Origin of the sequence: Oscillibacter sp. ER4, assembly GCF_000765235.1 — a bacterium.
GTDB lineage: Bacteria > Bacillota > Clostridia > Oscillospirales > Oscillospiraceae > Hominicoprocola > Hominicoprocola fusiformis.
In genome coordinates, this window is sequence record NZ_JPJG01000059.1 from 1 (window position 1) to 22,379 (window position 22,379).

The following is a 22,379-nucleotide window of genomic DNA, read 5'->3' on the forward strand; positions in this document are numbered from 1 at the left end:
GGGGGGGGGTATTGCTAACGAGGATTGCGTGCTTTTCATGTGGGCGACCTTCCCCATGCTCCGCGAGGCTCTCGACGTGATCGAGGCGTGGGGCTTCAGCTACAAGACCGTCGCCTTCAACTGGGTAAAGCAGAACAGAAACGGCACCGGCATCTTCATGGGGCTCGGAAACTGGACGCGCAGCAACTCAGAGATCTGCCTGCTGGCGACCAAGGGCAAGCCGAAGCGCATCAGCGGCAGCGTCCGCAGCATCGTCCTCTCCCCGCTCCAGCAGCACAGCAGAAAGCCGGCCGAAATCCGCGACAGGATCGTCGAGCTGATGGGAGACCTACCCCGCATCGAGCTTTTTGCCCGAGAAGCCGCCCCGGGATGGGACGTGTGGGGCAACGAAGCGCCGACGCCTGAAGTCAAGGACGCGCCAGTCGACAGCGTCGAGCTGGCCGGAAAGGAGGAAACACATGAACCAGACAACCAAAGAGACCCGGCGCCGCAGCTATGACGCCGTACTCCCCAAGCGGGCCGCCCGCTGCCGCCTGATCCTCGAGACCCTCGGCAACCGTGAGCTCACGGCCAGCGAGATCACCGAGGAGCTCGTCGCAGCCGGCCGGATCCCGTACTTCAACCGCAACTACGTCGCCCCGCGGCTCACAGAGCTGAAGGAGATCGGGATCCTCACGACGGTCGGCCGCCGTAAGGCCACCCGCTCGGACGCCACCGAGGCCGTGTGGGCCAGAGCGGAGCCTTCGGGCCCCACGGGCCAAACGGCCGCAGCCCACGCAGACAACCCAACCGAGGCCGAGCAGATGACGCTCGGATCGGCCACCTGAGAGGAGGGCCAGCATGGAACGCCTGACCCACGAGAGAGCCAACGGCATCAAGACGGGCTACTGGAGCGCAGCCACCAAGGAGGTGCTCGTCCAGAAGCTCGCCGCCTATGAGAACACGGGCTACGAGCCCGACGAGATCCGCGCAGCTATTGAACAGGCTGCAAAAAACAGCGAAACCAAGACCGCGACCATTATGGCCGAGTGCATCGCCGGAGCGATGAAGGACACGCTCGAGAAGTACGGCACGGCCGGCAGCGGAAAGAAAGGAGAAACCCCATGAACGAACAGAACCAGCGCGACAGCATCATGTCGATGGCCCGCGGCGCCTTCGAGGAGCGCGTCGACTATGAGATGGACAAGGTGATCCAGAACATCCTCGACCCCAACACGAAGGCCACCGCCAAGCGCAAGATCACCCTCACCATCGAGCTGACCCCGGACGACGAGCGCCGCACCATCGGCGTCTCCGTGACAGCCAAGTCTACGCTCGCAGCCACCAACCCCGTCGCCACGGCCCTCTATGTCACCTCTGACGGCAACGGCGAGCTCGTCGTCGCCGAGATGGTGCCGCAGGTGCCCGGCCAAATGAACATGGACGGCACGCAACAGGAGGCCCCGAAGCTCCTGAAACTCGTCCAGCACGGATAAACACCCACAACACAGAACAAGGAGGACAACACAATGCTCGCAAAAATGATCGACAAAATCGTCAGCCTGAAGGAGACCAAGATCTTCGAGATTGACGGCCAGACCTACGCCGACGCATCACTCACCCGCATCCCGCCGCACGTCGACCGCCCTGACTGCATCAGCGTCAGCGGACTCGATAGCATCTGCAAGCTGATCCGCACCGAGCTCGAGAAGGTCGGCACGACCATCATGGTGCAGGTCAAGAGCAACGACACCGTCGAGGTGATGACCACCTACCTGAGCGACTTCTCCCGCAACACGCTCTACCGCGCCAAGGCTGACGCCCCGGGCCTGTACACCGGCTTCAGAGGACGCGAGGTAGCTCTGATCGAGCTGCGGAGCCTCTGCATCCCCAACGAGGGCACGGCCTACCTGCTCGACCTGCTGAGTCGCATGACCAACGAGAACAGCGTCAGCACCAACGACAACGGCGTCACACAGACCGTCGAGGCGCGTCAGGGCGTCGCCCTCAACGCGGTCGTCGAGATCAAGCCCCGCGTCATGCTGCGGCCGTTCCGCACCTTCCTCGAGGTGGAGCAGCCCGAGAGCGAGTTCCTGCTGCGCGTGGATCCCGACGAGGGGATCGGCTTCTTCGAGGCTGACGGCGGCATCTGGAAGCTCGAGGCCAAGAAGAACATCGCCGACTACTTCCTGAAGAACATGGGCGATCTGATCGACGCCGGCAAGGTCGTCGTCATGCAGTAAATGGAGCGCCGGGCGGGCTCCGGCCCGCTCGGCTTTTCTGAAAGGAGCAGCACCGTGAAAGAATACGAAACCCTCACCCGTGAGAAGGTCGACGTCGTGCCCTTCGGCTGCGGTATGCCGGAGACCCACCTGATGCAGGACTGGAGCGACAGGATGCTCGACCTGATCCTGAACGGGCCCACCATCAACGGCATCAAGAAGGACGAAGTGCGGGCCATGCTGCGCGAGACCTACACGGCCCTGAAGCAGTACGAGAAGATCGGCCCGATGGCCTCGCCCTTCATCAACGACCCGACGGCCATCGTGGCCCGGGCCTTCTCTGAGCTCTACCCCGGCATCGAGTACGTCGTCCAGTACGTCCCCGACCTGCGGGACGAGACCAACGGCACCGCCTACGGCCTGACCATCTTCCCCGACGACGGCAGCACGCCGATCGTCTGCATCTCGGCCGAGGCGCCCATCAGCGCCGCCCCTGAGCTGCTGGCGCACGAGCTGGCCCACGTCGCCACCCCGGAGGACACGGAGCACGGCGAGAGCTGGAGCGCAGCGTCGGAGGCCATATTCAAGAAGTACAACGAGCTCCTCGACGCCATGATCCCCGACGAGCCCGAGCCTGTCCTCTCGCCCCACCAGCCCGGAGACGGCGGGATCCTCACCATGCCGCTGCGTGATAACGTCCCGGAGCCTCCGACGGACGACTGGCAGCTCACCACCTGCCCCGTCTGTGGCGCTGAGTGCTGGCAGACAGACACGGCCCGCCGGATCCTCGCACTGGAGCCCGACGTCCGAACCGCCTGCACAGCCTGCGCGCAGAAGGGGCTCGGCAAATAATACTGGAGGTAATACATGAACAACGAAAGAAACAACACGACGGCCGGCGGGATCGGCTTCTGCGGCCTTCTCGCCGTCGCCTTCATCGTCCTGAAGCTCACCGGCGTCATCAACTGGAGCTGGCTGTGGGTACTGGCCCCGATCTGGATCCCGACCGCCATCACCCTCGCCATCATCGTGATCGTGCTCGTGGCCATACTGGTCAGAGAGCTGACGAAGGGAGGCCGCCCGTGATAACCGCGGAGGAGCGCCGGGCCCTGCTGGATCGCGCAATCACGACCTACGGCGCACCGGCACAAATGGACATGGCCGTCGAGGAGATGGCCGAGCTGACCAAAGCCCTCTGCAAAATCAAACGGGCACAGGCTGGCTGCGAAGTGACCGCAGCGATCGGCAACGTGATCGAGGAGATGGCCGACGTCCAGATCATGCTCGACCAGCTCCGCATCATCTTCCACCGATCTACCGAGGAGGTCGAGGAGGCGAAACTGGAACGGCTGAAAAACCGTCTTGACGGCCGAAACAACTGGCAGGGCTCCAGCCTCCACAAGTGGATCGAGAAGCAATTCTCCACAGGAGGTGACGGCCATGAATAAACAGCAGCCGCAGACCGGCCCCGAGATCGAGGAGTACAGCACCACGGCAACGCCCAAGGCATACGCCGGCAGCGTCCCCGTGTTCTGTGCACACGACGCCATCGTCCCGCTGAAGGATCTGCGGCCCAACCCAAAGAACCCCAACCAGCACCCGCCGGAGCAGATCAAGCTCCTCGCCTCTATCATCAGGGCGACGGGCTGGCGCGCCCCGATCACTGTCAGCAAGCGCAGCGGGCTCGTCACAAAGGGCCACGGCCGTCTTATGGCCGCGCAACTCGACGACCTGACCGACGCCCCGGTCGACTATCAGGACTACGCAAGCGAGGCCGAGGAGCTGGCCGATCTGACGGCAGACAACCGCATCGCGGAGCTCGCCACAACTGACAACAAGATGCTCGCCGAGGTTTTCGCCGACATCGACACCGGCGAGATCCCGTTCATGCTCAGCGGCTACACCGAGGACGACTACGGCAACATCGTGACGGCGCTCTCTGAGGCGCTGCACACCAAGGAGCCGAGCAGCGACCCCGACGCCGAGATCCCGGCCCCGGCCGCGCCGGTCACACAGTACGGCGACCTCTGGATCCTCGGCCGGCACCGCGTCCTCTGCGGAGACTGCACCCGGCCGGAGGATCGCGCCCTGCTGCTCGACGGCAACAAGCCCGAGATCCTGCTGACCGACCCGCCATACTGCTCAGGCGGCAGCAAGGAGTCGCAGAAGTCGACCGGCAGCATCGGCACCGAGAGAAAGAACGGCAAGGCCCCGAAGATCGCCAACGACATCCTCAGCACACGCGGCTACCAAAACCTGATCCGCGGCGCACTCACCGACATCCCCTGCCTCTACGCCTACATCTTCACCGACTGGCGTATGTGGGTATATCTGTTCGACCTCGTCGAGGCTGCCGGCTTCGGCGTCAAGTCTGAGATCGTATGGGACAAGGGCACGCCGGGCATGGGCGTCGGCTGGCGCTCGCAGCATGAGCTCATTCTGTTCGGCGCCAAGGCCGCCACCCACTTCGACGGCCACAAGGGCTACGGCAACGTCCTGAGCATCTCCCGCTCCGGGAATGAGCTGCACCCCACGCAGAAGCCCGTCGAGCTGCTGGAGAAGCTGGTCGACAACACGGACTTCGCCACGGGCGTCTATGATCCCTTCGGCGGCTCCGGCACGACGCTGGCCGCCTGCGAGGCATACGGGCAGCCCTCCTACATCATGGAGCTGACGCCCGCCTTCACGGACGTGATCGTCAAGAGGTACATCAGAATAACAGGAAAGACAACCGTGCGCTGCGTCCGTCAAGGCCGAGAGCTACCGCGCGAGGAGATCGCCGCGATCTTCGAGCCTGACGAGGAAGGAGGTGAGCAGGAGTGACGCTCTGACATAATGAGCGAGAAGCCGATCACACAACGGATCAAGGACAGGCTCGCGGCCTACACCGCCATGCTGAGGGACATCGACAACCAGCTCGAACGCCTCGACCGCATGGAGATGGCGATGGCCTCACCGCCCGGCCCTGATCTGACAGGTATGCCACGCGGATCCGGCACACCATCCGACCGCACCGGCATGATGGTGGAGCGGAAAATGGAGCTCGAGGAACAGATCGACCGGCTCAAGGCTGAGGAGAAGCAGGAGCGCAACGCCATCGAGGGCATGATCCTCCAGCTCTCCAACCCCGACGAGCGCGCCGTCATCCGGCTGCGCTACTTCGACCGGGCTGACTGGGAGAGCACCTGCGGCGTCCTGTTCGGTGATCGGCGGGACTACGTCGACAGAGTGGACGCCTACCAGAACAGGACATACAAGATCCACGGCCGCGCCCTGCTCAACCTCGCCGCCGTGCTGGACGAGCTGGAGCCCCTGCCTGAGCTGCGGCAGTAAAACGCAGTAAAAGGAACAAAAGGGAAGTAAAAGGAATTGAAAAGCAGTAACGACCCGTGCTATTCTATATCCTGCAAAAGACCGCCGGACACACGGGCAACGCCGTGACAATTCCGAGCGGCTGACCAGAGGAAAACCAAATAACAACCGACGGCAAGAGGCCGACGGGCGAACCAACGCCCGCCGGTCTCTTTTTGCGTATAGGAAGGAGGCGACGGCCATGCCGCAGAACAGCATCTCGGCGCAGCTCAGCAACCTGCAACAGCTCGTCGCCGACCTCGAGGCAATCGAGAACGGCGGCAAGAAGGCCATCAGCAACACCATCAAGGACGTCAAGGCCAGAGCCCCGGGCTGGATCACTCAGGAGGTCACGGCCGTCTACAACATCAAGAAGGGCGAGATCACCCCGTCCGGCAAGAACAGCAGCAAGCCGAAGAAGATGGCGGGCAGCGTCAGCGTCTCAGGTGAGACCATCGAGGAGCTGACCATCACCTACTCCGGCCGGATGCTCACCCCTGTGCACTTCGGCATGACACCAAAGACCGCACCGCCGGGCAAGAGCTACACGCTGCGGATGCAGGTGGTCAAGGGGCAGAAGAAGGTCATCGGCCGTTACCTGAACACCCGCACCCCGGGCGGCCCGTACTCCGAGCGATCGCACAACATCCTCATGGGGACGGGCAACACCAAGGCCGGCGGCGTCAGCGCCATTCCATTCCAGCGAATGAGCCGGACGCGCACCGACATCAAGAAGTTCACCACCATCTCGGTGCCCTCCATGATAACCAGCGAGCGCACCAATGAGAAGATAATGACCCGACTCCAAGAGGAGACGGCCAAGCGCCTCCAGCACAACCTCGACCGAGCTCTCGGGAAGTAGCCCACAGCGGCCCGCAGGGCGCCCACCACGGCGCCCTGCACCGAGCCCGGCCCCACACCGCCAGACGCGCACAGAGCGCGCCACAGCGCCGCGCAGACGCCTCCACGGCCACGCGCAGCGCCGCAAGGTACTGTGACGGGCCTCTCTGGCCTGCGGTGCTGGCGAGCCCAAAAAACGCGCAGCCGGGAAAAATTTTTTTCGGGCCGTTTCGTTTCGCCCGAGCGGCAGAAAGGAGGGAACGCCATGCCGAACCCAACCAACAACAAGCTCGTCGACAGCAAGACCATCGCGGCCCTGTTCGACATGACGCCCCGCCGAGTGCAGCAGCTCACCAAGGATGGCGTCATCGCCGCGGTCAAGGAAGGCAACGCCAACCGCTATGACCTGCTGCCGACGATCCAGAGGTACATCCGATACCTGACGGCCAAGGCCAACGGCCGGGAGCCGTCGAAGAAGGACAGCGAGATCGAGGGCCGACGTCTGGAGGCTGAGGCTGACCTCAAGCGCAGCAAGGCAGACATCGCCGCCCTCCAGCTCAGTGAGCTCGAGGGCACCATGCACCGCAGCGAGGACGTCGAGGCTGTGATGACCGACCTCGTCTACAATATCAGGTCGATGCTCGTGGCCCTGCCGGGCCGTCTGGCCGTCGACGTCACCGGCGCAGCAACACCCGCCGAGGCGTCTGAGATCATCCGCACAGAGGTCTACAAGATCCTGACGGAGCTGGCCGGTTATAAATACGATCCCGAGGTGTACGCCCGGCGAGTAAGGGATCGGGAAGGCTGGAGCGAGCAGCTCGCCGATGACGCGGACGACTAAAAAAGCCGCCGCGAAGCTCAATACCGCCATCGCCGGAGCGGTCAAACGCTTCGCCCCGCCTGAGAGCCTGACCGTGGACGAGTGGGCCGACAAGCACCGCCGCCTCTCCCCGGAAAGCTCAGCCGAGGCCGGCCCGTGGCGTACCAAGCGCACCCCGTACCTCGAGGAGCCCATGCGGGCCTTTACGGATCCGAAGGTGCACAAAATAGTCATGGTGGCCGCCTCTCAGGTCGGCAAGTCTGAGCTCGAGCTCAACATCATCGGCTACATCATCGACCAAGACCCCGGCAGCATCCTCTACGTCCACCCGACCATCGACGACGCCCGGAAGTTCAGCCGCCTCCGCGTGGCCCCTATGATCCGCGACAGCAAACCCCTGAAGGCGAAGGTGCACGACGTCAAGGCCAAGGACAGCGGCAACACGATCCTCCAGAAGTCGTTCCCGGGCGGGATGCTCACCCTGACCGGCTCCAACAGTGCCTCGGCTCTGGCCTCCACGCCTGCCCGCTATATCATCGGCGACGAGCGCGACCGCTGGGCGACCAGCGCCGGCACCGAGGGCGACCCGTGGGCGCTGGCCGAAGCACGTCAGGCCACATTCTACAACGCCAAGGCGGTCGAGGTCTCCACCCCGACCATCAAGGGCAACAGCAACATCGAAACGAGTTTTTACCAAGGCACGCAGGAACGCTGGTGCCACCGCTGCCCCGAGTGTGGGGAGTACAGCGAGATCGTGTTCGACAATATCCACTTCGACCCGGAGGCCAAGAGGATCCGCGGGAAAAAGTCGTGGAGCCTCAAGAGCGGCGTCTCGTGGAGCTGCCCGGCCTGCGGCTGCCTGATCCCCGAGGACGTCATGCGAAAGCAGCCGGCCAAGTGGATCGCCGACAACCCGGACGCCTACAAGAAGGGCGTCCGTTCTTTTTGGCTCAATGCCTTCTCGAGCCCGTGGACTCCGTGGGAGAAAATCGTCCTCAAGTTCCTCGACGCCAAGGATGACCCGCAGCGCCTCAAGGTCGTCTACAACACCCTGCTCGGCCAACTGTGGGAAGATCGCGGCGACCTCGAGGACGAGGACACCATGCTCGCCCGCCGTGAGGACTACGGCACCCGCCCGGACGGCACCCCTGTGGAGCTGCCTGACGGCGTGCTCGTGCTGACCTGCGGCGTCGACACTCAGGACAACCGCCTCGAATACGAGGTAGTCGGTCACGGGAAGTACGGCGAGACGTGGGGCGTCGTCAAGGGCTACATCATGGGCCGGCCAGACACCCCGGAGGTCTGGCAGCGACTCGACGACGTGGTCGACCACGTCTACAAGTTCAAAAACGGCCGCGGCCTGAAGATCTCCATCACCTGCGTCGACTCCGGCGGCCACTTCACCCAAGAGGTCTATGAGGCGTGCCGGGCCCGCGCCGGCAAGCGCGTCTTTGCCATCAAGGGCAAGGGCGGCGACGGCATCCCCTTCGTCTCGCCCCCGAGCAAGGTGCCGATCCGCGACAACAAGCGGATCACCTGCTGGCTCTACACCATCGGCGTCGACGCCGGCAAGGCGACGATCATGGCTAATCTGAAGGTGCAGGAGCCCGGGCCAAAATACTGCCATTTCAACCGGCACCCCGACGCCGGCTATGACCTCAATTTCTTCAACGGGCTCCTCTCCGAGAAGCTGGTGCTCACGCACACGCGCCGCGGCGACCGCTGGGCGTGGGAGAAGTTGCCCGGGCACAACCGCAACGAGGCCCTCGACTGCCGCGACTACGCCAACGCCGGCCTCAAGATCATCAACCCCGACATGGACGCCATCGAGCGCCGCCTGCAAGGACTGGAGGAAAAACCGAAGGCCCCGCAGCAGCGACGGCAGCGGCAACGGCACAACCGGGCCGACGCCTTCGACGACTGGTAAGGAGGACACACCACAATGAGAAAGACCCGCGAACAAATCGAGTACCAGCTCTCCATCAAGAGGAACCGGCTGGATCTCTACCTGAAGCGAGAGGCCGAGATGCTGGACGGAGGCGTCCAGAGCTACGGCATCGGCTCGCGAAATCTGGCCCGCTACAACACCGACCTCGGATCCATCCGGGCCGCCATCAAACAGCTCGAGGCAGACATCGAAGCCCTCGAGGCCGCACTGAACGGCGAGAAGCCGCGAAAAGCTGTGGGAGTAGTGCCCCGAGACTGGTGAAAGAAGCCCCGAAAGGGGCTTTTTTCATAGGCCGACGCCGGGAGTTTTCGCTCCTTTTCTCCCGGCTCGGCCATCTTCACCATGAAGGAGGTGAGCACCATCAGCAAAAGAAAAAGCAGAAGCCGCCCGCAGAACAGGCGGCAGCAGCCGCGCCCTGTGAATAAGGGCTACGGCGACGCCGGCGCGAGCTGGCACAAGAAGGCGACCAAGGGCTTCAGAGCTATGAGCGGCAGCCCGAAGGAGGACATCGACGCCAACAACTACACCCTGCGGCAGCGTGCCCGGATGCTTTACATGGCGGCCCCGATCGCCACCTCTGCCATCCGCACCAACCGCACCAACGTCGTCGGCATCGGCCTCCAGCTCAAGAGTCGGATCGACCGCGAGGCGCTCGGCATGACGCAGGAGGCCGCCGACGCATGGCAGGCTCAGGCCGAGCGTGAGTTCGCTCTCTGGTCTGAGAACAAAAGGGCGTGCGACGCCACCGGCGTCAACAACTTCGCAGCCATGCAGCAGCTCGCACTCTCCTCGTGGCTGGTCAGCGGCGACGTGTTCGCCGTCGTGAAGCAGTACGAGCCGACGCCGCTCACACCCTACTCGCTACGCCTGCACCTGATCGAGGCTGACCGAGTCGCCACGCCAACGACCTCCGGCATCATCACCCCGATGCTGCTGACCACCGGCAGGGCGGCCAACGGCAACACCATCTACGACGGCGTCGAGGTGAACGACGACGGCCAGATCGAGGCGTACCACATCCGCAGCACCTACCCCTTCGAGCTCGGCAGCACGACGACAACGTGGGCCCGTGTTCAGGCATACGGCGAGCGGACTGGCCTGCCGAACATCCTGCACGTCATGGAGAGCGAGCGCCCGGATCAATACCGCGGCGTCAGCTATCTCGCGCAGGTCATCGAGCCCCTGCTCCAGCTTCGCCGCTACACCGAGAGCGAGCTGACTGCGGCGGTCGTCGAGTCGTTTTTCACGGCCTTCATCAAGACCGAGGCAGGCGCCGGCGACAACCCGTTCAACGAGGTCGGGAGCAGCCTGCCGGAGGTGAGCCGAGATCCTAACGAGTACGAGATGGGCCCCGGCCAGATCAACATCATGGAGCCCGGCGAGGACGTGACCTTTGCAGACCCCAAACGGCCGGCCAGCGGCTTCAACACCTTCCTGCGTGCCATCTGCGAACAGGTGGGCGCGGCGCTCGAGATCCCGGCCGACCTGCTGCTCAAGAGCTTCAACAGCTCGTACAGCGCCAGCCGCGCCGCCCTGATGGAGGCGTGGAAGGCGTTCCGCATGAGGCGCAAGTGGTTTGTCGATGACTTCTGCACGCCGGTATATGAGATCTGGCTCTCCGAAGCCGTCGCCCGCGGCCGCATCAGCGCCCCGGGCTTCTTCGCAGACCCGGCGATCCGCGCCGCATACCTCGGCGCCGAGTGGATCGGCCCCTCTCAGGGACAGCTCGACCCGACGAAGGAGATCACGGCCGAGATCCTCGCCATCGGCGAAGGCATCACGACCAGAGAGCAGGCGACCATCCGACTCAACGGCGGTCAGTGGGACGCCAACGTCGACCAGCTCGCTCGGGAAAACGAGAAGCTGCGCGCAGCGCAGGGGCAGGTCGACCAGAGCACAGCGGCCAGCGGCACGATCTCCGCAGCTCTGCGGGAGGCGATCGTCGCCGAGGCCATCAAAAGCATCAAGGAAGGAGACAAGCATGAGAACGCATAACACTCCCCGGCTCTGCGCCGGGCCTCAGACTGCGGGCACGCCGATCAAGTTCTGGAACGTCGCCAGCATCGGCGACGACGAGGGCGAGATCACCCTCTACGGCGACGTCGTGAGCCGTCAGCCTGTGGACTGGTGGACGGGCGAGCCCGAGCCCGGCCTCTACATCGCGCCCGAGAGCTTCATGGAGGATCTCGCGGCCGTCAAGGGCAAGAGCAACATCACCATCAAGATCAATAGCTGCGGCGGCGACCTCTACACCGGCATCGCCATCCACAACGCCATCAAGGGCCTGACCGGCCACAAGGTCGTCGTCGTGGAAGGCATCGCGGCCAGCGCGGCCAGTGTCATCGCCTGCGCAGGTGACGAGGTGCAGGTCTATCCCGGCAGCATGGTGATGATCCACGGCGTCGCCGGGCTGCTCTACGACTACTACACCCTCGCAGACCTGAAGAAGCTCCAGAAGGACTTCGACGCGAGCGAGCGGGCCATCGCAGAGATCTACCACGCCAAGACCGGCCTCGAGGTCGACCAGCTCCGCAGCATGATGACCCGCGAGACGTGGATGGTCGGGCAGGAGGCCATTGACAACGGCTTTGCCGACACCCTGCTCACAGACGAAGGCCCCGACGTCACCCTGAGCGCCGACAAGAAGGTGCTCCTCGTCGCCGGCATCCGGCACGACGTCAAGGGCTTCAGACACATCCCGGGGACGATCCCCATCGACAACAGCATCCACGCCGCCCCTGCGGCTGGAAATAAACACGCGGCCGCCAAGAACGACGGCCCCAAGAAGGAGGACAACAAGACCATGACCCTCGAAGAAATGAGAGCACAGCACCCCGACGTCGTGGCTCAGATCGAGCAGCAGGCGGCCGAAACTGCCAGAACGCAGGAACGCGCCCGCATCGAGGCCATCGACAGCATCGCCGCAAGTGTGGGCGACGCGCAGCTCGTCAGGGACGCCAAGTACGGCGAGACCCCCTGCACCGCTGAGCAGCTCGCGCTCAAGGCTATGCAGAAGCAGGCGGCCCTCGGTGCCAAGCACCTGAAGGACGCCAAGGCTGACAACGACGAGTCCGGCGCTGCCGGCGTCGGCGCTGCCCCTAACGGCGGCGAGGAAGGCAGCGAAAACGACGACAAGGCAAAGGTGGACGCCATCGTCGGCCTCTACAACTCCACCAAGTCTCAGAACGGAGGTAAGAAGTAATGAGCAAGAGACTGGACGAAAACCTCGGCAGCGTCGGCTATGACGGTCTGATTGTTGCCAACGAGCCCGTCACTGACGTGTTCACCGTGACCATCTGCAAGGAGGCCACCGCCGCAGCCACCTATAAGCGCGGCACCGTGCTGGCCCTGTCTGCCGGCACCGCCGGCGACGGCAAGCTGGTGATCCTCGGCTCCACCGCGACCACCAACGAAACCCTGACCGCCAACTGCATCCTCGCCGAGGACGTGGAAGTCGGCACCACCGCGGACGTGACCGTGCTGGCCTACCGCACCGGCCACTTCGCCCGCAACAAGCTGGCCGTCGCAAGCGGCTACACCCTGAAGGCGACCGACGAGGAGGAGCTGCGCAAGGCCGGCATCCTGCTCTCCGACGCCATCGAATACTAAGAGAAGGAGGACAACAAAATGCCTTTTAACTTCTACGACACCCACACGCTGCTCATGGCCGTGCAGCAGCTCACCCCTGCTGCGACCTTCCTGCGTGACCGCTACTTCCCCACCAACGACGCGAGCGACATCTTCGCCACCGACGACGTGCTCGTCGAGTTCCGTGACGGCAGCAAGAAGCTGGCGCCCTTCGTGGCCCCTCGCAAGGGCGGCGTCACCGTCCTGCGCGCCGGCTACAATATGGAACGCTACACCCCGCCCTTCGTGGCTCCACGTCGCGTCCTGACCCTCGACGAGCTGCGCAAGCGCGGCTTCGGCGAGGCTCTCTACTCTCAGCTCACCCCTGAGCAGCGCCAGCAGACCCTCATCCTGCGCGACGCTGACGAGCTGGGCGAGCTCATCACCAACCGCGAAGAAGCGATGGCCGCCGAGACCATGCTGACCAATGGCTGCGTGATGAAGCACATCGCCGACGACGTCGACAAGGCCGACGAGATGGAGATCCGTTTCTACTCCGAGGCCAGCAACCCCGCGACCTACACCCCGACGGCCAAGTGGGACGCCACCGGCGGCAAGATCCTGAAGGATCTGGAGGCCATGATCCGTATGCTGACCAAGCGCGGCCTCCGCGCTTCTGATCTGGTCTGCTCCCCGGACGTGGCTGACACCATCATCAATGACGCGGCCGTGCAGAAGCTCCTCGACAACCGCCGCATCGAGATCGGCAACGTGGAGCCTGAGCTGCTGCCTGACGGCGCTGCCATCGTGGCCCGCCTGAACGTCCTCGGCCGCATCATCAGCGTCATCTCCTACGACCTGACCTACACCGACGACGAGGGCAACGACAAGCTCTACATCCCGTCCGGCAAGTGCGTCCTCACCGCTCCCGGCGCTGGCCGCACCGCCTACGGCGCCGTCTCTCAGGTCGAGCAGAGCGACGGCGAGTTCCACACCTACGCCGGCCGCCGCGTGCCGAAGTATGTGAGCAGCGCCGAAGGCAACAGCCGCACGCTGACCATCTCCAGCCGCCCGCTGATGATCCCCAACAACAAGAACCCGTTCATCGTTGCGGACGTCCTGACGGACTGGGCGCAGCAGAAAGGAGCAGAGCATGATCCAGATCATCAAGGGCACCTTCGGCTACTATAACGGCCGCAAGGTGATCCCCATCACTGAAGCAGACGGCCCTCAGAAGTTCGACGACGAGCTGGAGGCCCGTCTGGTGAAGGAAGGCGTCGCCAAGTACATCGGCGAGCTGGGCGAGACTGCCGAGCAGCCCGCACCCGCTCCCGGCGACGACGTCGACGAGCCTGCCAGCACCAACACAGCGGCCGACGAGGCCCTTGAGTACAACGAGGACATGAAGCTCGACGAGCTGAAGGAAGTGGCCGCGCGCTATGGCGTGGACGCCTCTGCTATGCGCAAGAAGGCCGACGTCATCGCTGCCATCGAGGCCGCCAAGGCCGAGCAGCCTGATGACGGTGCCGACGACGAGGAGCCCCCTCAGATCGGCGCCGCCGATCCCGTCTGATGGCCTTCAGCTTCAAGGCGATGGTCGAGGCTGACCGTCGGCGCACGTTTCTCAATCTCGACGAGTTCGGTGAGAAGCACACCGTCGAAGGCAGAGCCATCGCCGCCGTGCTGGACGACAACGCCCTGAAGGAACGCCAAGGGGGGCAAGAGCTGAGCGTCGCGGAGTCCTCTCTGCTGCTTTACGCAGCGGTCGAGGATCTGCCCGCTCGGCGCCCGGCGGGCGAAGGGCTCAACGTCGACGGCCGCGAGTACATCGTCAACGACTGGAGCGAGGACATGGGGATCGCCACCGTGGCCCTCGGCCAGACTGTCACCATGTAGGAGGTGCCCCATGTCCATCGTCAACAGCATCGAAACCGTCCGGGACTGGCTGACCGCCGAGGTCTGCCCTCTGGTCAAGCTGAAGCTCCCCGACGACAACGCAACGGACGCCTCCTACCCATACAAGCTGGTAAACCCGGCCGCGTTCTCGCTTTTCGTACCATCGAAGGACAGGACGCCCCCGAACATCGCCGCGCCGATCCCGTCGGTCTGCGTGCAGATCGTTCAGGGCGACGACGACCTGCTCCAGAGTGCCCGAGACATCAAGATCCGGCTCTGCTTCTCAGCGTGGGATCCCGGCTACCACGGGCCCGACATCTTCAAGCCGAAGGGCGACGGCAGCGGCACCTACATCCAGCAATACAACGAGGCGGCGGCCTCCTACTTCGTGAAGAACGGAGAGGGCTGGCGTGACGCATGGAATTTTGTGGACACAGCTCTCCGGCTGATTGAAAACGCCGAGTACCTCGGCGACCTCCGCGTCATCAAGGAGAAGGGCATCACCTTCGGCCCCGTCACGGAGCAAGACGCCGTCCCTGACTTCTACCCGTACTGGTTTGCATGGGCTGAGTTCTCCATCGAGGAGACACTGACCCGCAACCCGAAAAGCTACCAACACCTGCTTTAAGGGCAGCCGCTCGGCTGCTCTAATTTCATGCAAAGGAGGATAAGCAGATGGCAAACGAATACCTCTACGGCGCCTACGGCCACATCGGCGAGACCGTGGCACAGAGCGCCGTGCAGGCGGGCACCACGCCGGTCTATATCGGCACGGCACCCGTCAACCTCGTGCGCGGCTTCGGCGAGGCCGGCATCATCAACGCGCCGATCAAGATCACCAGTCTGGTCGACGCTCAGAAGAAGATCGGCTACTCGTCCGACTGGGGCACCTTTACCCTGTGCGAGGCCGTGTACGCGCATTTCAACAACACCCTCGGGAACATCGGCCCGATCTACGTCATCAATGTGCTCGACCCCTCCGCGGGCAAGCACCGCAAGGAGACGGCCACCACCAAGACCCTCACCTTCACCGGCGGCCGCGCCGAGTTCGCCAGCGACAAGATCATCCTCGACACCCTGACCATCGCAAAGAATGACAGCGGCAACTACGTCGAGGACACCGACTACGCTGTGGACTATAACTTCACCAAGGGCACGGTCATCATCACCAGCCTGAAGGACGACGCGCAGCTCGCCGGCAGCCTGACGGCCAGCTTCAGTGAGGTGGACGACTCTGAGATCGCAGACAGCGACATCATCGGCGGCGTCACCTCCTCCGGCGAGTACAGCGGCCTGAGCGCGATCGCGCTGCTCTATCCCGAGCAGTTCGCGGTCTGCAATCTGATCGCGGCCCCCGGCTGGAGTCACAGCCCTGCCGTCTACAACGCCATGCTGACGGCCTGCAAGAAGATCAACGGCCACTGGGACGCCTTCGTCGTGGCCGACCTGCCTCTCGTGGACAGCGCCGCGCAGGCGGTCGACACGATCACCAAGGCGATCGCATGGAAGAAGGCCAACGCCTTCACCGGCGAGCGTTCTAAGGTCTACTGGCCGCAGGCTGTGGACAACCTCGGCAACGTGTTCCACCTGAGCACGCTGGCCGTGGTCGAGCTTATGCGCGCTGACTTCAGCCACAACAGCGTCCCGATGGAGACCTGCGGCAACAAGGCCATCCCCGTCATCAAGCAGTATTTCGGGTCCAACGCCAACAACCGCGGCTTCGACCAGCAGACCGGCAAGGAGCTGACGCAGAACGGCATCAGCACCGCCGTCGCATGGGGAGGCGAGTGGGTACTGTGGGGCGACCATACGGCCGCCTACACATACGGCGCAGACGTGGATCCTCGCGCGATCTTTGACGTCTCCATGCGTATGCTCATGCACATCACCAATAGTTTCCAGCGCGAGTGGAGCCCTGAGATCGACAGCCCTATGACCCGTGCGCTGAAGGATCGCATCATCAACCGCGAGCAGGAGAAGCTCGACGGCTATGTGAGCATGGGCGCCCTGCTGGGCGAGCCCGTGATCCTGTTCCTCGAGAGCGAGAACAGCACCACGGACGTGATGAATGGCGACTTCCGCTGGGACATCGCCGTCACCCCGACCCCGCCCCTCAAGTCTGCGAGCGTCTACGTCGCCTACACCGACGCGGGCTTCTCTGTCTACTACGAAGGAGGTGACGAGTAATGGCAAACCTGTGGCTCGACCTGAAGGGCCCCATCCTCGCCGACACCGTCTACATCGGCGGCACTCTCGTCGCCAAAGACGTGACCATCGCGCTGCCGGCTGTCACTCCCGTGACCGCTGACTTCAAGGCTATGGGAACCTACACCGCCCCCATCCTCGGCCAGATCGAGGCTATGGAGGCATCCATCACCAAGATCGGCATCGACCTCGGCCTGCGGAACATGATGAAGCTCGAGAGCAAGACCATCGAGATCCGCTGGGCTCAGGACGTCAAGCAGGCCGACGGCTCCACCAAGACCGAAGGCTGCAAGGCGTTCCTCCGCTGCGTCTCTAAGGGCATCCCGGGCCTCTCCGTGGATCCCGGCAACACCAGCGAGAACGAGGCCACGTTTGCCGTGAGCCGCTACCAGCTCTACGTCGGCGGCGCTGAATACTGGCTGATCGACCAGCTCAACACGATCCTGCGCGTCGGCGGCGTCGACTACGCCAAGGACATCCGCAGCCTGCTGTAACCTGAAGGGCGCCGCGCCTATGCGGCGCCCTCTGTTTATCGAAAGGAGACGCACCCAATGAAGAACACCATCAAGCTCGACAACCCTGTGCAGATCAACGGCAAGAGCTACAACGAGCTGACCTATGACATCAGCGAGATCACCGCACAGGCGTTTGCTGAAGCTGACGCCAGAAAGCTGAGCGCCAGCGGCTCCAAGAATGGCAACGCAGCCGGCGCGGCCGAGCTGGACTACGGCCTGCACCTCTACCTCGGCTTCGCTGCCATCATCGCGGTCAACCCTGAGATCGACATCTCCGACCTCGAGCGCGTCCGCGGCTACGACGTTATGAAGATTATGAGGATCGGCCGGGATTTTATTTCCGGGAAGTCGGAGGAACCCTACACCCCCGACAGCTCCGACGCGCAATCCGAGACTACGCCCGAGCCTTCCACACATCAACGCGAGACCTCGGAGAGCGAAGGCTGACCGACTTCCTGACCGAATACGGGGAGGCCGTCGAGGAGGCCAAGCGGCTCCAAGCGAGCCGGCCGACTCGTGCGGCCAGCTTTAAGAAACCACACATCAGAAGGAGGTGACGCACATGGCAAACGGAAAAACGATGCAGGCGGTCGTCAATCTGGCCGGCAGCATCGACCCATCACTCGGCAAAGCCATCGAACAGGCTCAGAAGAAAATCAGTGGCCTGAACGTGAAGGCGCTGGCCGTTGGTGCAGCCGTGGGCGGCATCGCTGTGGCGACAGGCAAGGCAGTCGTCGAGGCTGGAAAGTACATGAAGGATCTCGGCGCGTCCTTCGATGGCGCTGCTGATGCTATCCGCATCGGAACCGGCGCCACCGGCGACGCGCTGGATGGGCTTCTGGATGACTTCGACGCCGTCTATAAGAGCGTCCCGACCACAATGGAGGACGCCAGCAAGGCGATCGCAGACTACAACACCCGCCTCGGCCTCACCGGCCCGCAACTTCAGGAGATCTCCAAGCAGGCCATCCAAGTGAGCGATATGCTCGGGGACGACCTCGGCAGCGTGATCGAGGAGTCGAGCCAAGCCTTCCAGCAGTGGAACATCGACGCCGACGACATGGGCGGCGCTATGGACTACATCTTTAAGGTTAGCCAGAGCACAGGCATGGGCTTCACGGATCTGATGGCAGATATGCAGAAGTTCGGCCCGCAGCTTCAGGAGATGGGCTACTCCTTCGAGACGGCGAGTGCCCTGATGGGCCAGCTCGACAAGGCCGGCGTAAACACCGACGAAGCGCTCGGCGCTATGAAAAAGAGCGTCGCCACACTCGCCAAGGAGGGCATCAGCGCCAGCGACGGGCTCGCCATGTACTACGAAAAGATCAAAAACGCCGGGACGGCCGCAGAGGCCGCCAGCATCGCGTCGGAGATCTTCGGCACAAGGGCAGGCTCCACGATGGCCGCAGCAATCCGAGACGGCTCTCTGGCCGTCGCAGACCTGACGGCTGAGCTGCAAGAAAACGGCGAGACAATCGCCGGCGCAGCTGATGACACCTACGACTTCGCCGAGCGGCTTCAGGTTATGAAGCAGGGGCTCGAAGTGGCCCTCAAGCCTATGGCGAACACTGTGTTCGACGGGCTCAACAAGTTCATGCCGACCCTGCAAAAACTGATGGAGCAGATCACTCCGGCCATCTCCAAGGCGGTCGAGGCTGCGGCCCCGTTTGTCGACGAGTTCCTGACCGGCGCTGCCGACGCCCTCGAGGACGTTCTGCCCCTGATCTCTCAGCTCGCGGCCGACCTTCTGCCAGTTCTGACGCAGCTAATGAGCACTCTGCTCCCGCCGCTTCTCAACCTCGTGCAGACGCTCCTCCCGCCACTCATGCAGATCGTCTCCGCGATCCTGCCGCCTATTGCCAGCCTGCTTGCCACCGTGCTCCCTATCATCACGCAGATCGTCAGCGCCGTGCTGCCTGTGCTGGTGAGCATCATCTCGAGCCTGCTGCCGGTCATCACCCCGCTGCTGGAAGTGGCTCTGCAAATCGTCAACAGCGTCATCATGCCGCTGCTTGATCCCCTGATGCAGCTCGTTCAGGCACTACTCCCCCCGATCCTGAGCCTGATCGGCGCCATCACCCCACTGCTGACTCCGCTGCTGTCTATTCTGGAACCCATCGCCAGCGTGCTCGGCACGATTGTCGGCTGGGTATCGAAGATCGTCAGCTTCGGCTCTGGCGTCATCTCCAAGATCGCCGGCCTGTTCGGAGGTGGAGGCGGCAGCGCGTCTGTCTCTGGCTATGCGACCGGCGGCTTCACAAGAGGGCCGTCCATCGCCGGCGAGGATCCACGCTACCCGACCGAGGCGGTCATCAGTTTCAACCCTGCATACCGTTCACAAAACCTGTCCTACTGGGCAGAGGCGGGCCGGATGCTCGGGGCATCTGACGGCGAAAGCGACTACGAGCTGCTCAGCGGCGGCTCCGGCACTGCTGTGGTCTACGATCTGAGTGGCCTGTCCTTCTCTCCGCAGATCAAGGTCGAGGGCGACACTGACGAGGACGCACTGATCCGAAAGCTCCGCGACCTCGAGCCGGAGTTCATCGACTTCATTCTCGAGGCACTCAGCAGAAGGGAGGGCGGCGCTTATGTCACAGCAGACAGTCGGCTTTATTGATTATGTGGCGCAGGGCGGCGACACGTTCGACAGCATCGCGCTCGTCGCCTACAACGAGGAGCGCATGGCAAGCACCATCATCACAGCCAACCCCGACCTCAGCGACGTGCTGATCTTCGAGGGCGGCGAGGCTGTGCGGATCCCGATCGTCGAGACCGTGGAGACGCCGGAGACCCTGCCGCCGTGGAGGAGGTGACGCCGTGAAGATCCTATACGAAGGCGTCGACATCTACCCGGACATCAGCGTCCACCGCTGCTATCACGATATGTACGCCGAAAAGCAGAGCGACGAGCTACTGCTCAAACTCAACGACACCCGTGAGCTGTGGGACTCGTGGAACCCAAAGAAGGGCGACACCATCGCCATCGAGGACGGCGCTGCCAAGACGGGCGAAATGTTCGTCGAGAGCGTCGTCCCCGAGTCCGGCATCATCACCCTGCGGGCCTATTCCATCCCGCAGTCTGCGAAGGATAAGCGGAGCAAATCGTGGGAAAAGGTCAAGTTCCTGCAACTGGCTCAGGAGATCGCCGGCCGCCACAGCCTGACGCTCGAGACCTACGGGATCACCGACCAGACCTACGACTACGTCGAGCAGAACAACCTCGCAGACTTCGCATTTTTTCAAAACCGCTGCACCCTCGAGGGCGCGGCGTTTCTGGTGTATGACGGCAAGCTGGTCGTCTACGACGAGGCGTACATGGAAAGCCAGCAGCCAGTCGACACCATCACCATCACCCCGGCCAATGACTTCGAGTACCGCGACGAGGGCACCAACGCCTACGGCTCGGCCGAAGCCGTCAACGGCGGTCTGACCGGCACCTTCGCAGCCCCGAACGGCGGCGACAAGGTGCTGCGCCGGATCCTACCCTTCCGCATGACTGACCAGAGCGAGGCCGACCGCTTCGCCAAGGGCCTCCTCCGGGGCGCCAACAAAAACGCGACCGTCGGCACCCTCTGGACGGGCTCGCTGCTGCGAGACTATGCGGCGGGATCTGTGGTCACGCTGGCGACCGATGGCGTTAAGTCGTGGGACGGCACAGCCTTCATCAGCCGGATCCGGCACGACTACGTCAAGACGCGGAGCAAGCTATACCTCCGCAAGCCACTGGAGGGATATTGATGAACAGCAACAACCAAATGATCCAGAAGGGCAAGATCTCCAGCGTGGAGGGAAAGGCCGACAGGAACGGCGACAAAACCACGGCCAGAGTGCTCCCGAGCACAGCCGACAGCATGGTCACGCGACCGCTGACGATCCCGTGGTATCTGCGCGGGGAGATGGGAAACCTGACCCCCGGCACAGAAGTCGCCTACGCCATGTTCGAGGACGGCACTGGCATCATCCTCTCCCGCATGGACGGAGAGTGGGACGGTATCGTCCCGGGCGACATCACCGTCAAGAAGGGCGCGCTCACGATGCAGGACAAGGGCATCAGCGTCCCGTCGGCAGACGTGACCGCCACGGGCATCAGCCTGACCGGCCACACCCACACCGACAGCATGGGAGGCGGCACTTCTGGCCCACAGTAAGGAGGGATAGACATGGCCGTCATGGCATCATGGAACGGCAAGACGTGGGGCGTCTCCAGCCAGAGGATCGCCGCCCTGAATGGCGTCTCTCACAGCGTCGAGCTCGACACGGAAAACAGCGACGACAAAGCCGGATCCCCGGCGACCAAGACCAAGGCGCTCAAGCTGCAAAGCATGAGCTTCGACTTCGATCTGGCCGCCGCGGTCGGCTGCGACGTGCGCAGTGAGTACGAGTCGTGGACGGCGCTGGTCGGGCAGTATGCCCCCTTCTATCTGGCCGGCCGGCGCTTCGGCCCGGCCAACCTTCAGCTCACAGGCGTGAGCCTATCAGACACCAAGCTGGACAACCTCGGCAGGATCCTGACCGGCAAGATCACGATCAAGCTGACAGAGTACGCCGAGGAGGCCAGCAGCAAAAAGGCCAGTTCTGGAAAATCCAGCAGTAGCGGCAAGAGCGGCAGCAGCTCCAAGTCGGCGGCGGGCATCGCCACCTACAAGGAGCTCGGCATCAGCTCCTCGGCTGTGAACGTCGGAGCCTCCAGCAGCGCCAAAGCATCCAAAAAGCCAACCAATGCGCAGCTCAAGTAAAGCGAGGTGATCCCAATGAAAGCATCTGGCAACGGAGCGCCCGAGATCTGTGTGCAGAACCTCCTAAAGACCATCCGCGGGGAGGTGCCCTATGAGCGCATCAAAGGGATCGACCGCACGCTGATCGACAAGCCGAGCGAAACCGCTGCGACCGATCTGGCCGCCGACGTGGAGTTCCTCGTGGAAACCTACGAGCCCCGCGTGCAGCTCAGTGACTCCGACCTGAAGGCTATGACCGCTCAGGCCGGCGACTTCGAGCTGCGGGCCAGCATCGACAATATCACATGAAGGAGGTGAACA

The 22,379-nt window shown here is 63.4% G+C and carries 30 protein-coding genes; all 30 read left to right on the forward strand.

Annotation, left to right across the window (positions count from 1 at the left end):
* Nucleotides 1–499 (forward strand): MT-A70 family methyltransferase (locus NI20_RS0109460; protein ID WP_033121163.1); only part of this gene is annotated, 499 nt, incomplete at its 5' end.
* A complete protein-coding gene (locus NI20_RS0109465) occupies nucleotides 459–827 on the forward strand; it encodes a hypothetical protein (protein WP_033121164.1) in 369 nt (122 codons plus the stop codon). The genes NI20_RS0109460 and NI20_RS0109465, both read left to right, overlap by 41 nt.
* Before the next feature lie 13 nt (nucleotides 828–840).
* On the forward strand, nucleotides 841–1,107 hold the full coding sequence (locus NI20_RS0109470) for a hypothetical protein (RefSeq protein WP_033121165.1): 267 nt from the start codon (nucleotides 841–843) through the stop codon (nucleotides 1,105–1,107).
* Nucleotides 1,104–1,475, forward strand: a complete 372-nt coding sequence (locus tag NI20_RS0109475) for a hypothetical protein (RefSeq protein WP_033121166.1) — start codon at nucleotides 1,104–1,106, stop codon at nucleotides 1,473–1,475. The genes NI20_RS0109470 and NI20_RS0109475 overlap by 4 nt, the downstream gene beginning before the upstream one ends.
* Before the next feature lie 33 nt (nucleotides 1,476–1,508).
* A complete protein-coding gene (locus NI20_RS0109480; RefSeq protein ID WP_033121167.1) occupies nucleotides 1,509–2,222 on the forward strand; it encodes a hypothetical protein in 714 nt (237 codons plus the stop codon).
* A gap of 54 nt (nucleotides 2,223–2,276) precedes the next feature.
* Nucleotides 2,277–3,053, forward strand: coding sequence for a hypothetical protein (locus tag NI20_RS14245; protein WP_156108609.1), 777 nt, complete (start codon nucleotides 2,277–2,279; stop codon nucleotides 3,051–3,053).
* A gap of 15 nt (nucleotides 3,054–3,068) precedes the next feature.
* Nucleotides 3,069–3,287 (forward strand): hypothetical protein, encoded by a 219-nt coding sequence (locus NI20_RS0109495; RefSeq protein ID WP_008981440.1) that lies wholly within the window; start codon nucleotides 3,069–3,071, stop codon nucleotides 3,285–3,287.
* Nucleotides 3,284–3,649: a hypothetical protein gene (locus NI20_RS0109500; RefSeq protein WP_242842975.1), complete on the forward strand. Its 366-nt coding sequence runs from the start codon at nucleotides 3,284–3,286 to the stop codon at nucleotides 3,647–3,649. The genes NI20_RS0109495 and NI20_RS0109500 overlap by 4 nt, the downstream gene beginning before the upstream one ends.
* A complete protein-coding gene (locus NI20_RS0109505; RefSeq protein ID WP_052084568.1) occupies nucleotides 3,642–5,024 on the forward strand; it encodes a site-specific DNA-methyltransferase in 1,383 nt (460 codons plus the stop codon). Before NI20_RS0109500 ends, NI20_RS0109505 begins: the two co-directional genes overlap by 8 nt.
* A 12-nt stretch (nucleotides 5,025–5,036) precedes the next feature.
* Nucleotides 5,037–5,534: a hypothetical protein gene (locus tag NI20_RS0109510; RefSeq protein WP_033121168.1), complete on the forward strand. Its 498-nt coding sequence runs from the start codon at nucleotides 5,037–5,039 to the stop codon at nucleotides 5,532–5,534.
* 220 nt (nucleotides 5,535–5,754) lie between these two features.
* Nucleotides 5,755–6,414, forward strand: coding sequence for a hypothetical protein (locus NI20_RS0109515; RefSeq protein WP_033121169.1), 660 nt, complete (start codon nucleotides 5,755–5,757; stop codon nucleotides 6,412–6,414).
* A 243-nt stretch (nucleotides 6,415–6,657) separates the two neighbouring features.
* Nucleotides 6,658–7,233, forward strand: coding sequence for a protoporphyrinogen oxidase (locus NI20_RS0109520; RefSeq protein WP_008981434.1), 576 nt, complete (start codon nucleotides 6,658–6,660; stop codon nucleotides 7,231–7,233).
* Nucleotides 7,217–9,139: a phage terminase large subunit family protein gene (locus NI20_RS0109525; protein ID WP_008981433.1), complete on the forward strand. Its 1,923-nt coding sequence runs from the start codon at nucleotides 7,217–7,219 to the stop codon at nucleotides 9,137–9,139. The genes NI20_RS0109520 and NI20_RS0109525 overlap by 17 nt, the downstream gene beginning before the upstream one ends.
* A 15-nt stretch (nucleotides 9,140–9,154) precedes the next feature.
* A complete protein-coding gene (locus NI20_RS0109530; RefSeq protein WP_008981432.1) occupies nucleotides 9,155–9,421 on the forward strand; it encodes a hypothetical protein in 267 nt (88 codons plus the stop codon).
* Nucleotides 9,422–9,577: 156 nt separating this feature from the next.
* Nucleotides 9,578–11,155 carry a phage portal protein gene (locus NI20_RS0109535; RefSeq protein ID WP_033121217.1) on the forward strand — a complete coding sequence of 526 codons (1,578 nt, stop codon included), beginning with the start codon at nucleotides 9,578–9,580 and terminating at the stop codon, nucleotides 11,153–11,155.
* Nucleotides 11,142–12,362: a head maturation protease, ClpP-related gene (locus NI20_RS0109540; RefSeq protein WP_008981430.1), complete on the forward strand. Its 1,221-nt coding sequence runs from the start codon at nucleotides 11,142–11,144 to the stop codon at nucleotides 12,360–12,362. Before NI20_RS0109535 ends, NI20_RS0109540 begins: the two co-directional genes overlap by 14 nt.
* Nucleotides 12,362–12,769 carry a head decoration protein gene (locus tag NI20_RS0109545; protein WP_033121170.1) on the forward strand — a complete coding sequence of 136 codons (408 nt, stop codon included), beginning with the start codon at nucleotides 12,362–12,364 and terminating at the stop codon, nucleotides 12,767–12,769. The genes NI20_RS0109540 and NI20_RS0109545 overlap by 1 nt, the downstream gene beginning before the upstream one ends.
* A gap of 18 nt (nucleotides 12,770–12,787) precedes the next feature.
* Nucleotides 12,788–13,918, forward strand: coding sequence for a major capsid protein (locus NI20_RS0109550; protein WP_242842976.1), 1,131 nt, complete (start codon nucleotides 12,788–12,790; stop codon nucleotides 13,916–13,918).
* Nucleotides 13,881–14,300, forward strand: a complete 420-nt coding sequence (locus tag NI20_RS0109555; RefSeq protein ID WP_033121171.1) for a Rho termination factor N-terminal domain-containing protein — start codon at nucleotides 13,881–13,883, stop codon at nucleotides 14,298–14,300. The genes NI20_RS0109550 and NI20_RS0109555 overlap by 38 nt, the downstream gene beginning before the upstream one ends.
* Complete coding sequence (locus NI20_RS0109560) at nucleotides 14,300–14,623, forward strand: sugar ABC transporter ATP-binding protein (RefSeq protein ID WP_033121172.1); 324 nt, start codon at nucleotides 14,300–14,302, stop codon at nucleotides 14,621–14,623. Before NI20_RS0109555 ends, NI20_RS0109560 begins: the two co-directional genes overlap by 1 nt.
* Nucleotides 14,624–14,633: 10 nt before the next feature.
* Nucleotides 14,634–15,251, forward strand: a complete 618-nt coding sequence (locus tag NI20_RS0109565; RefSeq protein ID WP_033121173.1) for a hypothetical protein — start codon at nucleotides 14,634–14,636, stop codon at nucleotides 15,249–15,251.
* Nucleotides 15,252–15,298: 47 nt separating this feature from the next.
* A complete protein-coding gene (locus NI20_RS0109570; RefSeq protein WP_033121174.1) occupies nucleotides 15,299–16,810 on the forward strand; it encodes a phage tail sheath family protein in 1,512 nt (503 codons plus the stop codon).
* The gene (locus NI20_RS0109575; RefSeq protein ID WP_033121175.1) at nucleotides 16,810–17,322 is read left to right on the forward strand and encodes a phage major tail tube protein; all 513 of its coding nucleotides are present in this window, start codon (nucleotides 16,810–16,812) and stop codon (nucleotides 17,320–17,322) included. Before NI20_RS0109570 ends, NI20_RS0109575 begins: the two co-directional genes overlap by 1 nt.
* Before the next feature lie 57 nt (nucleotides 17,323–17,379).
* On the forward strand, nucleotides 17,380–17,790 hold the full coding sequence (locus tag NI20_RS0109580) for a phage tail assembly protein (RefSeq protein WP_033121176.1): 411 nt from the start codon (nucleotides 17,380–17,382) through the stop codon (nucleotides 17,788–17,790).
* A 115-nt stretch (nucleotides 17,791–17,905) separates the two neighbouring features.
* A complete protein-coding gene (locus tag NI20_RS0109585; protein ID WP_033121177.1) occupies nucleotides 17,906–19,960 on the forward strand; it encodes a phage tail tape measure protein in 2,055 nt (684 codons plus the stop codon).
* A complete protein-coding gene (locus NI20_RS0109590) occupies nucleotides 19,932–20,156 on the forward strand; it encodes a tail protein X (RefSeq protein WP_033121178.1) in 225 nt (74 codons plus the stop codon). Before NI20_RS0109585 ends, NI20_RS0109590 begins: the two co-directional genes overlap by 29 nt.
* 4 nt (nucleotides 20,157–20,160) lie before the next feature.
* The gene (locus NI20_RS0109595; protein WP_033121179.1) at nucleotides 20,161–21,081 is read left to right on the forward strand and encodes a phage late control D family protein; all 921 of its coding nucleotides are present in this window, start codon (nucleotides 20,161–20,163) and stop codon (nucleotides 21,079–21,081) included.
* Complete coding sequence (locus NI20_RS0109600) at nucleotides 21,081–21,491, forward strand: hypothetical protein (protein ID WP_020989844.1); 411 nt, start codon at nucleotides 21,081–21,083, stop codon at nucleotides 21,489–21,491. Before NI20_RS0109595 ends, NI20_RS0109600 begins: the two co-directional genes overlap by 1 nt.
* Before the next feature lie 12 nt (nucleotides 21,492–21,503).
* The gene (locus tag NI20_RS0109605) at nucleotides 21,504–22,079 is read left to right on the forward strand and encodes a hypothetical protein (protein WP_033121180.1); all 576 of its coding nucleotides are present in this window, start codon (nucleotides 21,504–21,506) and stop codon (nucleotides 22,077–22,079) included.
* A gap of 15 nt (nucleotides 22,080–22,094) precedes the next feature.
* Nucleotides 22,095–22,367, forward strand: coding sequence for an early E1A protein (locus NI20_RS0109610; protein ID WP_033121181.1), 273 nt, complete (start codon nucleotides 22,095–22,097; stop codon nucleotides 22,365–22,367).
* Nucleotides 22,368–22,379: the final 12 nt, after the last annotated feature.